Source organism: uncultured Sphaerotilus sp., assembly GCF_963924895.1.
In the GTDB taxonomy this organism is placed as follows: domain Bacteria; phylum Pseudomonadota; class Gammaproteobacteria; order Burkholderiales; family Burkholderiaceae_C; genus Sphaerotilus.
On record NZ_CAWURG010000067.1, the window covers coordinates 17,961 to 33,042 of the forward strand.

General features: G+C 71.1%; 10 protein-coding genes and 1 pseudogene. 6 read left to right on the forward strand and 5 right to left on the reverse strand.

The window, feature by feature from the left end; translation table 11 throughout:
• Positions 1-58 precede the first annotated feature (58 nt).
• Positions 59-3,145: an AAA family ATPase gene (locus tag AABN02_RS20770; protein WP_338416817.1), complete on the forward strand. Its 3,087-nt coding sequence runs from the start codon at positions 59-61 to the stop codon at positions 3,143-3,145.
• Here AABN02_RS20770 and AABN02_RS20775 read toward each other — a convergent pair.
• The gene (locus tag AABN02_RS20775) at positions 3,135-6,701 is read right to left on the reverse strand and encodes a hypothetical protein (protein ID WP_338416818.1); all 3,567 of its coding nucleotides are present in this window, start codon (positions 6,699-6,701) and stop codon (positions 3,135-3,137) included. The two genes, AABN02_RS20770 and AABN02_RS20775, sit on opposite strands and share 11 nt — an antisense overlap.
• A 118-nt stretch (positions 6,702-6,819) precedes the next feature.
• On the reverse strand, positions 6,820-7,695 hold the full coding sequence (locus AABN02_RS20780; RefSeq protein WP_338416819.1) for a hypothetical protein: 876 nt from the start codon (positions 7,693-7,695) through the stop codon (positions 6,820-6,822).
• 225 nt (positions 7,696-7,920) lie between these two features.
• Between AABN02_RS20780 and AABN02_RS20785 the strand changes: the two genes are divergently transcribed.
• Genes AABN02_RS20785 through AABN02_RS20805 form a run of 5 tightly spaced genes read left to right on the forward strand, consistent with a single transcriptional unit; the run spans position 7,921 to position 14,002 of the window.
• Positions 7,921-8,961 carry an SPFH domain-containing protein gene (locus AABN02_RS20785; protein WP_338416820.1) on the forward strand — a complete coding sequence of 347 codons (1,041 nt, stop codon included), beginning with the start codon at positions 7,921-7,923 and terminating at the stop codon, positions 8,959-8,961.
• 1 nt (position 8,962) lies between these two features.
• Complete coding sequence (locus tag AABN02_RS20790; protein WP_338416821.1) at positions 8,963-10,561, forward strand: DUF4178 domain-containing protein; 1,599 nt, start codon at positions 8,963-8,965, stop codon at positions 10,559-10,561.
• Between the two features lie 38 nt (positions 10,562-10,599).
• A complete protein-coding gene (locus AABN02_RS20795; protein WP_338416822.1) occupies positions 10,600-10,815 on the forward strand; it encodes a DUF350 domain-containing protein in 216 nt (71 codons plus the stop codon).
• 2 nt (positions 10,816-10,817) lie between these two features.
• Positions 10,818-12,407, forward strand: coding sequence for a polyamine aminopropyltransferase (locus tag AABN02_RS20800; RefSeq protein WP_338416827.1), 1,590 nt, complete (start codon positions 10,818-10,820; stop codon positions 12,405-12,407).
• Positions 12,404-14,002, forward strand: coding sequence for an FAD-dependent oxidoreductase (locus AABN02_RS20805; protein WP_338416823.1), 1,599 nt, complete (start codon positions 12,404-12,406; stop codon positions 14,000-14,002). Before AABN02_RS20800 ends, AABN02_RS20805 begins: the two co-directional genes overlap by 4 nt.
• On the opposite strand, the gene speD is transcribed toward AABN02_RS20805, so the two are convergent.
• From speD to tuf, 3 genes and pseudogenes are all read right to left on the reverse strand, one after another.
• A complete protein-coding gene (speD, locus tag AABN02_RS20810) occupies positions 13,962-14,360 on the reverse strand; it encodes an adenosylmethionine decarboxylase (RefSeq protein WP_338416824.1) in 399 nt (132 codons plus the stop codon). The genes AABN02_RS20805 and speD overlap by 41 nt on opposite strands.
• 103 nt (positions 14,361-14,463) lie before the next feature.
• Positions 14,464-14,775: a 30S ribosomal protein S10 gene (gene rpsJ, locus AABN02_RS20815; RefSeq protein WP_110401797.1), complete on the reverse strand. Its 312-nt coding sequence runs from the start codon at positions 14,773-14,775 to the stop codon at positions 14,464-14,466.
• 102 nt (positions 14,776-14,877) lie between these two features.
• A pseudogene (gene tuf / locus AABN02_RS20820) lies at positions 14,878-15,082 on the reverse strand (elongation factor Tu); the annotation flags it as partial.

Here is a 15,082-nt window from a genome sequence, read left to right on the forward strand (position 1 = left end):
TGGTCGTCGCGGTACGGAATAATCAAGACGGACTCGCTAAAAACAACGTTGGGACAACATGAATGACCAGAGTGCAGATGTCCTGAAGTCGCCCGGAGGAGCCCGCCGCCGCTATCTGACGGTGGTGTTCACGGACCTGTGCGACTCCACGCGGCTGGGTGCCTCAATGGAGGCGGAGTGGTACGCCGCGATGCTGACGGACCTGCGGCATGCCTACACCGAGGTGCTGGGCCGGCACGGCGGCACGGTCGTGCGCATCCAGGGGGACGGGGCGCTGGCGATCTTCGGCTATCCGTCGACCGGCGAGGACGATGCCCGCTGCGCCACGCAGGCGGTGCTGGAGCTGCACGCCGTCGTGCGGGCGATGGCGCCGGAGGTCGGCATGGGCGCGCGCACCTCGCTGGCGCTGCACTCGGGCATCCATTCCGGGCTGGTGCTGATCGACGACGGGGATCTGGTGCGGGGCCGCTTCGAGCTGCTGGGCACGGTGCCGAACATCGCCTCCCGGCTGTCGGACGAGGCCGGCCGCGACGAGATCCTCGTCAGCGAGGAGACGCTCGGGCCGGAGTTCTGCTATTTCGAGACCAGCCCGCTGCTGTACGTGCAGGTCAAGGGCCGCGCCGAGCCGCTGTCGGCCTACCGCATCCTCGGGCGTGCCGGCGAAACGGGCCGCCAGCAGGCCCGGCGCGGGCGCGGTCTGCTGCCCTTCATCGGTCGCGGCGACCTGCTGGAGCTGCTGGCGCAGCGGCTCCAGGCGGTGCGGCCCGGACGGCTGCACTGCACGGCGGTGCTGGCGGCTGCGGGCGTGGGCAAGACGCGGCTGGTCGAGGAATTTCTGGCGCGCCAGGTGCCTGCAGCGTGCCGCGTGCTGCGCGGCGACTGCGAGAGCGCAGCGAGTGCCGAACCCTTCCAGCCCTTCCTGCAGGTGTTGCGCGAGCTGTTCGCACTGAGCCACGGCCAGGTGCCGGCGCTGGCGGCCGCGGAGATCGAACGCCGGCTCGACGAGCTGGACCCGGCGCTGGCGCCGCACCGCCCGGTGCTGCTGCGGGCGCTGTCGCTGCCAGACCCGTCCGCCGTGTTCGGTGCCCCGCCGCGCAGGCTGGTGGCCGACGCGCTGATCGCGGCCCTGCGCGATCTGTTCGCGGCGCTGGCCGCGCGGCAGCCGCTGGTGCTGGCGCTGGACGACTGGCAGTGGGCCGACGAGGCCTCGCGCCAGGCGCTGACCGCCGTGCGGGCGATCGAGGGGCGGCCGATCCTGGTGCTGCTCACGGCCCGCGAGCTGGCGCCGTCCGATCTGAACCTGCTCGGTGCCGAGGCGCTGCAGCTGCTGCCGTTCAGCGATGCCGAGGCCGTGCAGACGGTCCAGCACCTGCTGCCCGGCATCGACCCGTTCGAGGCCGCCAACATCCAGCGCTACGCGGGCGGCAATCCGCTGTTCATCGAGGAGCTGTGCCACTCGATGGCGCAGGCCGATGGCGAGCACCCGGTCGGACGTCCGCACGGCGGCGCGGCGTGGCTGGACATCCTGATCGAGTCGCGGCTGGCCCGGTTGCCGGCGAGCCAGATCGAGCTGCTGCGGGCGGCGGCCGTCATCGGCAATGTCGTGCCGACCTGGCTGCTGGAGGTCGTCACCGGCTGCGGCGGCGACCACCCGCTGGTGCGGGCGCTGGCCGAACTCGACTTCATCTTCCCCGGTGAGCGGGCCCAGACCCTGCGTTTCAAGCACGGCATCACGCGGGACGTCATCTACGACTCGGTCGGCATGCACGAGCGCCGCGCGATGCACCTGCGCATCGCCCAGGCCATCCAGCAGCACCGCCCGCCGGGTGATTCCGACGAGTCGCTGGAGGTGCTGGCCTACCACTACGGCGCAGCCGGTCAGACCGAACTGGCCGCACGGTTCGCGGAACTGGCTGGTGACAAGGCGCTGGCCGCTTCGTCGCTGGACCGGGCCCGCTTGCAATACCGCGCCGCACTGGTGGCGCTGGACCAGCAGCCGCCCTCGCGGGAGCGGCTGCTGTACTGGATCCGCCTGTCGCAGCGCCTGGGGATGGCCTGCGTGTTCGACGCGTCGCGGCAGGATCTGGGGCTGTTCCGGCGCGCCGTGGAACTCGCGGATGCCGTCGGGGATGCCAGCGTGCAGGCCAAGGCGCTCTACTGGCTGGCCTATCTGCACTACGCGCTGGGCGAATCGCGCACTTGCGTGATCCACGGCGAGCGGGCGCTGGCGCTGGCGCGCCAGATCGGCGACGGGCCGCTGGAGGTGCAGATCTGCGCCACGCTCGGGCAGGCGCTGGCGGCGTCGGCCGAGTACGGGGGGGCGATCGACCTGCTGCGCGAGGCGTCCGACATCAAGCGCTACCACCGCTCCGGCAACCGGCTCGCGGTCGGGCTGGCCTACACGCTGGCGTGCCTGGCGGCGGTGCAGGGCGACCGGGGCGACTTTGCCCAGGCGAGCGCCCTGTTCGACGAGGCGCTCGACGTCGTGCGCGACACGGTGCACGAGGTCGGCGCGTCGATCCGGGGCTGGCGGGCGGCGGTGCTGCTGTGGCAGGGCCGCTGGGAGGAGGCGCGCCAGACGGCGGCCGAGGCCTACCGGATCGGCGAGCAGGTGCGCAGCCTGTTTTCCTTCTCGATGAGCCGGGCGGCCGGCAGCTATGCCCAGTGGATGCTGGATGGCTCGGATCCCGCCCTGCAGGGCGTGATCGACGCCACCGCGTGGCTGGCACCGCGCGAGGGCGGGCTGTTCGAGTCACTCAACCACGGCTGGCTGACCGATGGACTGGTCGGCATGGGCCGGCTGCCGCAAGCACGGCACCACGCCGCGCGCGCACTGCAGCGCGGGCGCCAGCGCGACCTGCTGGGTGGGGCGATGGCGGCGCGTGCCATGGCCTGGTCGGCCGCGGTGGCGGGGGACCAGGCCCGTGCCGAGCGCGGGCTGGCGCAGGCGATGCGCGTGGCCCACGCCCGCGACTCGGCCCACGAACGCGCGGTGACGCAGTGGACCGCCGCCCGGGTCGCCTGGGCCTTCGACGCTCCGGCGCGCGCCCGGCAGTGCCTGGACCCGGCCGAGACGGCGTTCGAGGTGATGGACATGCCCTGGCACCTGGCCCAGGCCCGGGCACTGCGCACGCTCATCCGCTGAGCACCAGCGTGTTCGGCGAACTGGTGGCGCGCAGGGTGCCGGCGTCCAGCAGGGCGCCGAACAGCCCGAGCATCACGCCCATGCCCATGCTGTAGCCCGGGCAGGCGTGCAGCGGCGCGGTGTCGCCCGGCCAGTCGCGCGGGTTGCGGCTGCCGCCGAAGACGGTGTAGAGGTCGTGCACGTCCGCCGCCAGATCCGCCTGGGTGGCCGAGGCGATGCCGACGATCAGCCGGTCGCCCTCGCGGATGTCCACGCCCAGCAGCGTGTGGTCCTCGCGCGCCGTGCGCCAGACCACTTCCGGCGTCGGGCGGACGAGCAGGGCGTCGACCAGCGGCTTGCGCAGCGTGGCGTTGGCGAGCAGGTAGCCGTGGGGCGCGGGGCCGTCGGCGTCGCGCAGGGCGGCCTGCAGGTCCCACAGGCTGCGGTCGCTCACCCAGCGGTAGAGGACGCTGCGCAGATTGCCCAGCACGGTCGGACCGAAGCCCAGCATGATGCCGGTGACGGTGCAGCCGAGCAGGTCCGCGTTGGCGGCGGTGACCTGCCCGTCGCCGAGCGCCTGCACGATGTCCCGGGTCAGCGGGCCGAAGGCCTCGGGCGGCGCCAGGCGCAGGAACTCGGTCACCATCTCGCGCAGCATGCGGCCCTGGTGGCGGCCATGCTGGCGCACCGACTCGCTGGGGCGCGGCGAGAAGACGAACTTCGAGGCCGAGACGAAGTGCCCGGGGCAGGTCGGCGTGGTGCGCGACTCCGTGCTCCACGGGCCGACGGTCATGTAGTCGCCCGCCGGGTCCGGCAGGCCGAACCACAGCGTGCAGAGCTGGCCCAGCACCGTCTCGCACAGCTCCGGCAGATCGACCGGCACGCCAGCCGCGGCTTCGGGTGCCGGGAGTGCGGTGCGCAGGGTGTGCAGCCGCTGGGTGGTGAGGCGGTAGGTCGCGTCGTAGGCCTGGTCCTCGCGGATCTGCTCGATGGCGGCGTTGACGGCCGGCGCCGTGCTGGCGTGGCCGGAGTCGCCGTCCTGGCCGAGGTAGCCCAGGCCGACCGAGGCGCGCATGCGCTCGCCGTAGCCATGCACCGAGTAGCGCTGCCGCGGATCGAGAAACACCTCCATCACCGCCGCCTTGCTGCCGACCAGCACGCCGTAGTCGGTGCGCAGCACGCCGCCCGGCTGTGCCCGCACGGTGGCCCAGGCCGGCTCGCGCAGCGTGGCGTCTTCCATGCGGCGTTTCCAGGTGGCGAAGTCGGTGGGCGGGGCCGGTGGCGCGGGCGTGGGCCGGGCGGGTGTCGGCACGGGTGTCGCCACCCAGTGCCGCATGCTGCGCAGCGCGGTGACCGAGGGCACGAACAGGTAGAGCCCCCAGCGCAGCTCGACCAGCGGCGCGCTGCCGAGGTCGATCGACATCGGCTTGTCGCGCCAGGTGAACTGGAAGGTGCGCGCAACACCCGGCACCGGCACGCCCAGGAAGGGATCGCTCTGCCAGGACAGGCGCCCCGCGCTGTTGCCGCCGCTGATCCAGCGCTGGATCACCTCGAACTGCTCGGCGATGCTGGCGTTGTAGGCCATGAAGAACAGGCCGCGCTCGCCCGAGGCGTCGGTGTAGGACATGCCGCGGCGGGCGATGCGCGGGATCGGCGCGCCGGTGGGCGCGGGTGTGCGCGGATTGGCGCGCCGCACATGCGACTGGAAGGGGCACAGCCGCTCGGTGGGCTGCGGGGAGTCTGGCGCCGCGTAGTTGAAATCGTTCGGCCGGCCGGCGGGGCAGGGTGGGCTGGCCAGCGGCGTGCCGTCCGGGGCGCGGCCCATCATCAGGGTGCGCAGCGTCGCGGCGTCTGGCGCATCGGCGCCGTGCAGGGCCCGCAGCGCCTGGGCCTGCGCGTCGAGCAGCTGGTCGAGCCGCTCCACCTGCTGGGCCAGCTTGCGGACCACGAGGAAGCTGCCGTTGTCCAGCAGCGCATCCGGCGTGGCCGGCACGCGCGCGTCGCCCCGGTCGTTCGGATGGCCCAGCAGCAGCTCGCCCGGGGCCACCGTGTCCGACCAGCGCGGGCGGTCCGTGCCCGGTGGCGGCTCGGCCGGTGTGGCGGAGGCGAGGACGGGCTGGCTGAAACCGTCCTGGAAGCCGAAGTGTTCCTTCGACTGCGTGCTGCCGGGGCCGGCGGTGTTGCGCTGCATCGCTTCGATGGCCAGCACCTTCAGGCCGGTGCCGGGCGCCTGCAGGCGTTCGATGTCGGGGCTGAGGCCCGGGTGGACCTGGCCGGGTGGCACCGGCCGGCTTCCCGCGCCGAAGGCCCCGCGCAACTGCACCACCACGTGCACCGCCGACAGGGCAATGCGCCGCGCCGGGTTGGTGGTGGCGCCGCGGGCGGGTGGTGGTTGCCAGCGGTCAGGGTGCTGGCTGTAGAGGTCGCCGAGCACGCCGGCCCGGGCGTCCATGCCCTCGATGAATTCCTGCGGCAGGCGTTCCAGGGTGGCCGCCGGCAGATGCAGCGCCTTCAGGCCCTGCAGCGTCAGCGCGACGGTGAGCCGGATGCGCAGGGGCTGCCCCGCGTCCGCCTCGGTGCACACGGGCCAGTGGGCCAGGGCGTCGAGTGCGTGGGCGGCGTTGGTCACCCGCAGCAGCACCAGGGCGCCGTGGGTGGTGTCGGTCGGGCTGCTCAGGATGCCGCCCTGCACCTTGCCCAGGTCGAGCCGAGCGGACGCGGGCGACCGCGTCACCGCACCGCCCTGGCCAGCCCGGTCGAACCACTCGATCACCGGCCGGTACAGCGTGCGCAGGCCATCGTCGGCGGCGAGCAGCCGCGCCAGGCCGATGGAGCGGACCTCGCGCAGCACGTCGTTCATGCCGCGCAGCAGGATGCCTTCGTCGCCCGCCGGGTTGTCCGGGAAACTGCTCTTCAGCGCATGGAAGGTGCGGATGGCCCGCAGCGCGGTGCTGCCGATGCTGTGGCGCTCGGCGGCCGTCAGGCGGTGCTCGGCGATCTGCTGCCACTGGGTCTGGCTGTAGACCGGGGGGGGCAGCGGCCCCTGCGGGGTGACCAGGGCCTTCATCCGGCGCTGGTCGAGCACGGTCGTCGCGGCCTCGGTGTAGAAGAAGCCGCCCTTGACCTCGTTGGCGCGCACCCAGCGCAGGTACTCCTCGCAGCTGCTGGCATGCGCGAGCGGGTAGCCCTCGCAGTGGCAGAGCATCAGGTCGAGCAGGGTGCCCAGGTCGCGCCAGATGACACGCATGTACGGCTCCCAGCCGCCATCGAAGGTCACGCTGAGCAGCAGGCGGTGGCGCAGGGAGCCGGCCGCCTGGGCCTCGGCATCCGGGGGCACGACCGAGAAGCGGAAGAAGTGGACGATGTCGAAGCGCCCCACCGGGTCGGGAAACGGCGACAGCGGCATCGACGATTCGCGCGCCGCCTGCCGGATGCCGTTGAGCGTGGCGAGCACCTGTTGCAGGCGGGCGACCTGGGTGAGTGTGTCGAAGCTGTCGACGAATCCCGTCTTGATCGGGGCGAGCAGGCTCAGATTGGTGATGCCGGCGAGCTGGAGGCTCGCATTCTTGTCGGGCATGGGGGCAGCTCCCTGGAAGTGTCTGGACAATCGGAATCGATACAACCAAGACCGCCGAATCTAGGCGGCTTGTCCGGGGCTGTCGTCCTCAGGATTGAGGATGCGCCCTGTCGGCCACTCAGCGGCGGGCGATGCGGTTTCCGGTGGCGCTGGCGGGGGGGCCGGTCAGGGCCTCGAAGGGCAGGTGCTGCGCGAGCACCGGCCAGGCCACCGCCACGGTCGAACTGAAGTCGTCGAAGGCCACCCCCATCAGCAGCGAGACGGGCTGGTTCCGGGCCAGCGTGCGCATGCCCTGGCGCTGTTGCAGCTGGCCGAGTTCGCCGCAGAGGGCCTGGAGCGTGCCGCGACCGAGCTGCTCGTCGAGCAGCACGACCGTGCCCCCGGGCAGACCGATGGCGCCGGAGCCGTGGCGGGTGCTGTCGCCCTGGCCGCGGCGGAACTGCAGGTTCCACGACGGCAGCTGGACGGCGGGGCAGGCCTGGGTGACGGCATCGGTCAGGCGCTGCCGCCAGGCCTGCTGGGTCTGTGCGGGCAGGGCGCTGGGCTGCAGCCACAGGGCATCGAGCCGGTCGAGCAGGCGTTGCCCGACATGGCGGTCGATCTGGCGCGGCACCTGCGGCAGCAGCGACTCGGCCGCGACCGGCAGCCCGGCCCAGACCAGTGCGGTGGCCACCAGGGCCAGGAGGGTGTTGCGCAGGGTGCGGCGACGGGGGGTCTGCGCGGCGAGTACCGCCTCGCTCCACTGCTGCAGCAGCGGATCGGGCCGGCAGTGCAGCAGTGCGCCGTCGGGCAGCTCCAGCAGGCAGACGCCGCTGTCCCCCGTGCGCGGCCAGCGGACCTGGTGCGCGGGGATCTGCTGGGTGAAGTCGGCGCCCTGGATCTGGAGCCGATCGCCGACGATCTGCAACTCCACGATCTGCGCAGGTTGTGTGCTGCTGCCGAACAGATCGGCCTGCAGAGACACGGCGCTGGTGCTCTCCCGGATGCTGTCCATTGATGGCCTCCCCCGCTCAGTGGCGTTTTGATGTTTTACTGGGGTTCACTGTAGCGAGGTGGCGCCTGTTTTCCACTCCCCTGGAGGGTGGAAAAGGTATTGCTGAATATCTGTTTCTGTTACGAGTCGTGGCGCCGGCCACTGTTTGTCGGGTGCAGGGGATATGCCATAGTGCGGCACAGGTGGTGTGCACGGTGGGTGTGCGCTGTTGACGAGGAGCGTGCTGTGGGATTGTTCGACTTCATCAAGAAGCAGTTCATCGATGTCCTAGAGTGGACCGAGTCCGGCGACGGGGTGCTGGCCTGGCGCTACCCGATGGCCGACAACGAGATCCAGAACGGCGCGGTGCTGACCGTGCGCGAGTCGCAACTGGCGGTCTTCGTCAACGAGGGCCAGATCGCCGACGTTTTCGGCCCCGGCCGCCACACGCTGACGACGCAGACGCTGCCGATCCTGACCAATCTCAAGAACTGGGACAAGCTGTTCGCCTCGCCGTTCAAGAGCGACGTCTGGTTCTTCAGCACCCGGCTGCAGACCGACCAGCGCTGGGGCACGCAGCAGCCGGTGACGATCCGCGACAAGGACTTCGGCATGGTGCGGCTGCGGGCGTTTGGCAACAGTGCTTACCGGGTGGCCGATCCGCGGCTGTTCCTGAAGGAGATCTCCGGTACCCGAGAGGTCTACACCGCCGCTGAACTCGACGGGCAACTGCGCGGCTTCCTGCTGCAGCACATCTCGGACGCGGTCGCGCAGTCCGGCATCCCCTTCCTGGACCTGGCGGCCAACCAGACCGAGTTCGCCGCGCAGCTCAAGGCGGCCGTGGCGCCCGAGTTCACGCGCATCGGCCTGAGCCTGGAGACGGTGACGCTGCAGAACGTCTCGCTGCCGGAGGAGCTGCAGAAGATCCTCGACCAGAAGATCGGCATGGGCATGATCGGCCAGAACATGGGCCAGTTCATGCAGTACCAGACCGGACAGGCGATCCCGACATTCGCCGAAAACGCCGGGCAGGGCGGTGGGCTGGCCGGTGACGCGATGGGCCTGGGCGCCGGCCTCGCGATGGGCCAGACGATGGCGCAGGCGATGCAGCAGGGTCTGCAGGCGCCCGCAGCCGCAGCCGCGCCCGTGGCCGCCCCGATCGTGGCGATGAAACCCGACGAGGTCATGGCCACGCTGGAAAAGCTCGCCGACCTGAAGGCCAAGGGCATCCTCACCGAGGACGAGTTCAGCGCCAAGAAGACCGAGCTGCTCAAGAAGCTGGTCTGACATGGCCGAGGGGGTCGGGGCCAACCGCGCCTACCGGGCTGCGTGTCCGAACTGCGGCGGCACGGTCGAGTTCCGCTCGGCCGCGTCGGTCAGTGCGGTGTGCAGCTTCTGCCGCTCGACGCTGGTGCGCGATGGGGACGCGCTGCGCCGCATCGGCGAGAGCGCCGAGCTGTTCGACGACCACTCCCCGCTGCAGCTCGGCGCCAGCGGCGTCTTCCAGGGCGAGGCCTTCACGCTGCTCGGCCGCCTGCAACTGGCCTATGCCGACGGCCGCTGGAACGAGTGGCACGCGCTCTTCGCCAATGGCCGCAGCGGCTGGCTGTCCGAGGACAACGGCGCCTACGTCTTCGCCTTCGATGCGCCGCTGAAGGACCGCGTCCCGCAGGCGGCCACGCTCTTCCCCGGCCAGCGCGCCCAGATCGAGGGCCTCGCCTGGGACGTCGCCTCGGTCACGTCCGCGACGGTGCAGGCCGCGCAGGGAGAACTGCCCTGGCCGCCGCAGCTCACCGGCAGCGTCCTGATCGCCGACCTGCGCAACAGCCGCGACGAGGTCGGCACGCTCGACTACAGCGACCCCGCGCAGCCGCGCTGGTCGATCGGTCGCGGGGTGCGGCTGGCTGATCTGGCACTGCGTGGCCTGCGCGATGGCCCGAGCGAGAAGGCGCTGGCCGGACGCAGCACCGAATGCCCGAGCTGCGGCGCCTCGCTGGAGATCCGGCTGGACAGCACGCAGTCGGTCACCTGCGGCCAGTGCAAGGCGGTGGTCGATGTCTCGCAGGGCGTGGGCGCGGATCTGGCGCACTTCGCGCAGAACGCGGTCACCGAGCCGCAGATCCCGCTCGGCAGCGTCGGCACGCTCAAGCTCGGGGCGCCACAGCCGCTGTCGTGGCAAGTCGTCGGCTACCTGGAGCGCTGCGATCTGCCCGCGCCGGGGGACGGCGACGAGCAGACCTTCTGGCGCGAATACCTGCTGTTCCACCCGACCGAAGGCTTCGTCTTCCTGGTCGACAGCGAGGACGGCTGGAGCTGGGCGAAGCCGCTGACCGGCGTGCCCGTCGTCCAGGGCGACACCGCGGCCTGGGCTGGCGCCCGTTACAAGCAGCGCTGGGCCTACCGCGCCAAGACCGTGCACGTCATCGGCGAGTTCTACTGGCGCATCCGCCGCGACGAGGTGGTGCAGGTCACCGACTACGACGGTGAAGGCGCCCACCGCCACAGGCGCCTCGGCCGCGAACAGACCGCCGGCGCAGACGGCAACGGCGAGGTGACGTGGTCGGCGGGCGAGGTGCTCGACGCCCAGGTGATCGCCAAGGCCTTCGGCCTCGATCCCAAGACCACCACGGCGCTCCAGCGGGATGCGGCGCCGGTGGCCGGGGGCAGAGGGGGCCTCGGCTGCGCGGGTGTCATCATCCTGCTGGTGCTGCTGCTGTTCGTCGTGCTGCTGATCAGCCGCTGCAGCAGCGACAACTGCAGCCAGATCCGCAGCACCTTCGGCCCGGCCAGCCTCGAATACCAGCAGTGTCTGAACAGCCGCAGCCGCTCGACCAGCTCGGGCGGCTCCTTCGGCGGCTTCAGCAGTGGTGGTGGCGGCCACAAGTAACGCAAGACACCCCAAGACGAAAGCGAAAGGCGCACACCATGGACATGCTCCGCCCCGATGTCATCCTCGGCTCGATCCTCTACGCCGTGATCGGCGTGGTCGTGCTGTGGGTCAGCTTCGTCATCATCGACAAGCTCACGCCCTACAAGCTCTGGGAGGAAATCGTCGAACACAAGAACGTTGCGTTGGCGATCGTGGTGGGCGCGATGTTCCTCGCGATCGGGCAGATCGTCGCGGCGGCGATCCACGGGTGAGCCTGCCCGCTTCCGCGGACGAGGTGCCGGCGAGCGGTCCGGCATCGCGCGTCTCCCCCGCCGAAGTCACGCTGCTCGCCTCGGTCTTCCTGATCGCCGCCTGCGGCCTCGTCTACGAGCTGGCCGCGGGGGCGCTGGCGAGTTACCTGCTCGGCGACTCGATCCTGCAGTTCTCCACCGTCATCGGCACCTACCTGTTCGCGATGGGTGTCGGCTCGTGGCTGAGCCGCTTCGTCGAGCGTCAGCTGGTGGCGCAGTTCCTGGGGATCGAGCTGCTGGTCGGGCTGGTCGGCGGGCTGATGCCGGCGGCGCTGTTCGTGGCGCACAACGCGTTGCCGGGCTCGGCGCTGGGGTCGTTCCGGGTGCTGCTGTACGGGCTGGTGCTGCTGGTAGGAGCGCTGGTCGGGCTGGAGATTCCGCTGGTGATGCGCATCCTGCAGCGCCAGTTCCGCCAGCGCTATGCCCTGAAGGATCTGGTGTCGCAGGTGCTGACCTTCGACTACCTCGGCGCGCTGGTGGTGGCGCTCGCGTTTCCGCTGCTGCTGGTGCCGCACCTGGGGCTGATCCGCACCGGGCTGGTGTTCGGGCTGCTGAACGCGGGCGTGGCGGTGTGGACGCTGTGGCTGTTCCGCGGCGAGTTGCGGCGCTGGCGGGCCTACGCGGCCGCGTGTGCGGCGGTGGTGCTGGCGCTGGGCGCTGCCATGGCCGGCGCGGACCGGCTCACCACCTGGTCCGAGGACCGCTTCTACGGCGACCGCGTGCTCTACAAGGCCACCAGCGATTACCAGCGCATCGTCGTCACCGGCGGCCCGGCGGGCGTGCGGCTCTTCCTGAACGGCAATCTGCAGTTCCACGAGCGCGACGAGTACCGCTACCACGAGGCGCTGGTCCACCCGGCGATGGCGGGGCACGGGGCGCCGAAGCGCGTGCTGGTGCTCGGTGGCGGCGACGGGCTGGCGGTGCGCGAGATCCTCAAATACCCCTCGGTCGAGCAGGTCACGCTGGTCGAACTCGACCCGCACATGACACGCCTGTTCTCGACCGAGCCGCGCCTGAAAGGGCTGAACGCGGGCGCGCTGACCTCGCCGAAACTGCGCATCGTCCACGCCGATGCCTTCACCTGGCTGGAGTCGCAGCGCGGTCCGGACGCGGTGTGGGACGTCATCGTCATCGACTTCCCCGACCCGAGCAACTTCGCCATCGGCAAGCTTTACACCACCAGCTTCTACCAGGTGGTCGACCAGCACCTCTCGGCGGGTGGCTACGCCGTCGTGCAGACCACCTCGCCGCTGATCGCGCGGCGCAGTTTCTGGACCGTGGCGGCCACGCTCGAAGCGGTCGGGTTGACGGTCACGCCGTACCACGCGCATGTGCCGAGCTTCGGCGAGTGGGGTTTCCTGCTCGCCGGTCGCCGGCCGTGGCGGGCGCCGACCGCGCTGCCGCCGGGGCTGCGCTTCCTGACGCTGGACGGGCTGGCTGCGCTGCAGCAGTTTCCGCCCGACATGGCGCGGGTCGAGGAAGAACCGAACCGCCTGTCGAACCAGCATCTCGTGCGGGTCTTCGAGGAGGAATGGGGCAGGGTGCACCAGTGAACCTGCACCGGCGCGACTGGCTGGCGCAGATGGCCGCGCTCGGGCTGATCGGCTGCCGCCCGGCCGAGGCGCCGCTGGCCGGCGGCTGGGTTGGCGCGGCGGCGCAGCGCGGGCACCGGCTGCGGGCGCTGAAATCCGGCGCGCTGCCGGTGGCGGCGGTGCAGCGGCGGGCGAGCGTGTTGGTCATCGGCGCGGGCGTGGCGGGGCTGGCGGCGGCGCGGGCGCTGGGCCGGGCGGGCATCGACGACGTGCACCTGCTGGAGCTGGAAGACGAGGCGGGTGGCAATGCCCGCGGTCACCGGATGGCCGGCATGGACTGCCCGCTCGGGGCGCATTACCTGCCGGTGCCTGGCGATGCGGCCCGCGAGGTGCGCGAACTGCTGATCGACTTCGGGCTGGCGCGTGTCGAGCACGGCCGCTGGACCTGGGACGAGCGCCACCTGTGCCACAGCCCGCAGGAGCGCCTGTTCTTCGAGGGCGCGTGGCACGAGGGGCTGCTACCGCCTGCCGAACCCGGCTCCGAAACGCTGGCGCAGTACCGGCGTTTCTCGGCGCTGGTCAGCCAGGCGCAGCGCGCCGTCGGGTTCTCGATGCCGGCGCTGCGCACGCCGTGGACGCCCGCACACGCGGCGCTGGAAGCGACCACCTTTGCCGACTGGCTGGCGAGAAACGGACTCGACGACCCGCGGCTGCGCTGGTACCTCGACTACTGCTGCCGCGACGACTACGGCGCCGATGCGGCCACCGTCTCCGCCTGGGCCGGCCTGCACTACTTTGCCAGCCGCCACGGTTTCCACCCGCCGGGCGACGAGGAGGCCGAGCGCGAGCCGGTGCTGACCTGGCCCGAGGGCAATGCGTGGCTGACGCGCCGCATGGCCGCGCCTTTGACCGACCGGCTGCACACCGGCCGCACGGCGCTGCGCGTGGAGGAGGGGCGGCACGCCGTCGAGGTGCTGGTCTGGGACGAGGCGGCCGGACAGGCCGAGCGCTGGACCGCCGACCGGGTCGTGCTGGCGCTGCCGGTGTTCGTCGCGGTGCGGCTGCTGGCGTCGCCGCCGGATGCGCTGCGTTCGGTGTCGGCGGATGCTCGGCACGCGCCGTGGCTGGTCGCCAATCTGCACCTCAGCGCGGCGCTGCTAGAGCGTGTCGGTGCGCCGCCCGCCTGGGACAGCGTGTCCTACGGTGGCACCTCGCTCGGCTACGTCGACGCCATGCACCAGTCGATGCGCCCGCACGCCGGCCCGACAGTGTTGACGGCCTACGTGGCGCTGCCAGTCGCTGAACGGGCCGCACTGCTGGCCGACGACTGGCGTCCTTGGGCGCAGCGGGTGATCGGTGGTCTGGTGCCGCTGCATCCCGATCTGCCGGACCAGCTGCGCCGCATCGACCTGATGCGCTATGGCCACGCGATGCGCGTGCCGCTGCCGGGGACGCGGTCGTCGGCGGCCCACCAGGCGCTGGCCCGGCTGCCCGGCCTGGTGACGATCGCGCATGCCGATCTGGCCGGCTACTCGGTGTTCGAGGAGGCGTACACGCTCGGCGTGCAGGCAGGACTCAGCGTGGCACAGGCCCTGGGGCGACCGCACCGCGGATGACGTCACGCTGCTCGGTGCGACCGGGTTTGAACAGTGCCCGCATTGCCGCCATCACCTGCCGCGCCTGCGCGGAGTGGTCGCCGCTGCGGTTGCACACATAGACATCCAGCGTCACCGCCCCGAGTTCCGGCCAGGTGTGCAGCGCCAGGTGCGACTCGGCCAGCAGTACCACGCCGGTCACGCCACCGGGTTGGCCCGCTGGTGACGCCGGAAACGGATGGAACACGGCCCCGACCGCCTGCAGTCCGGCGTCGGTGACGGCCTGGATCGCGGCCGTGCGCAGCCGTTCTGCGTCAGTGAGCCAGGTCGGCTCGCCGGTGCAGTCATGGAATTCAGCGCTGAGGTGCAGACCGTTCATGGCGGGGTGGGGGACCGACGAAAAAAAGCGACCACGCGGGTCGCTCTTTCTGGGCAGATTCATCCGGGTGTCATCCGACGAGCGGACGATCCCGGAGGAAACATCACTGCAGCTTGATTTCGACGTCCACGCCAGCCGGCAGGTCGAGCTTCATCAGGGCGTCAACCGTCTTGTCGGTCGGGTCCACGATGTCCATCAGGCGCTGGTGGGTGCGGATCTCGAACTGGTCGCGCGAGGTCTTGTTGACGTGCGGCGAACGCAGGATGTCGAAGCGCTGCATGCGCGTCGGCAGGGGCACGGGGCCCTTGACGATGGCGCCGGTGCGCTTGGCGGTCTCGACGATTTCCTGGGCCGACTGGTCGATCAGCTTGTAATCGAACGCCTTCAGGCGGATGCGGATCTTTTGCTTTTGCATGACGGGTCTTTCAAAAAGAGCGGGGCGGCCCACCAAGGTCGGCCGCAAAGAGGAAAGGGTGGCAGAGCACCTCGCGGCACCCCGCCACCGTCACACAAAAGCTCAGGCGATGATCTTGGCGACGACGCCGGCGCCGACGGTACGACCGCCTTCACGGATGGCGAAGCGCAGACCTTCTTCCATGGCGATCGGGGCGATCAGCTTGACGGTGATCGACACGTTGTCGCCCGGCATGACCATTTCCTTGCCTTCGGGCAGGGAGATCGAGCCGGTCACGTCCGTCGTGCGGAAGTAGAACTGCGGGCGG

Excerpts from the sequence above, each read along its gene's own strand:
- AABN02_RS20795 (WP_338416822.1), top strand. The coding sequence starts at position 10,600 with ATGGACATGCTCCGCCCCGATGTCATCCTCGGCTCGATCCTCTACGCC.
- AABN02_RS20790 (WP_338416821.1), top strand. The coding sequence starts at position 8,963 with ATGGCCGAGGGGGTCGGGGCCAACCGCGCCTACCGGGCTGCGTGTCCG.
- AABN02_RS20775 (WP_338416818.1), bottom strand. The coding sequence starts at position 6,701 with ATGCCCGACAAGAATGCGAGCCTCCAGCTCGCCGGCATCACCAATCTG.
- rpsJ (WP_110401797.1), bottom strand. The coding sequence starts at position 14,775 with ATGCAAAAGCAAAAGATCCGCATCCGCCTGAAGGCGTTCGATTACAAG.
- AABN02_RS20770 (WP_338416817.1), top strand. The coding sequence starts at position 59 with ATGAATGACCAGAGTGCAGATGTCCTGAAGTCGCCCGGAGGAGCCCGC.
- speD (WP_338416824.1), bottom strand. The coding sequence starts at position 14,360 with ATGAACGGTCTGCACCTCAGCGCTGAATTCCATGACTGCACCGGCGAG.
- AABN02_RS20780 (WP_338416819.1), bottom strand. The coding sequence starts at position 7,695 with ATGGACAGCATCCGGGAGAGCACCAGCGCCGTGTCTCTGCAGGCCGAT.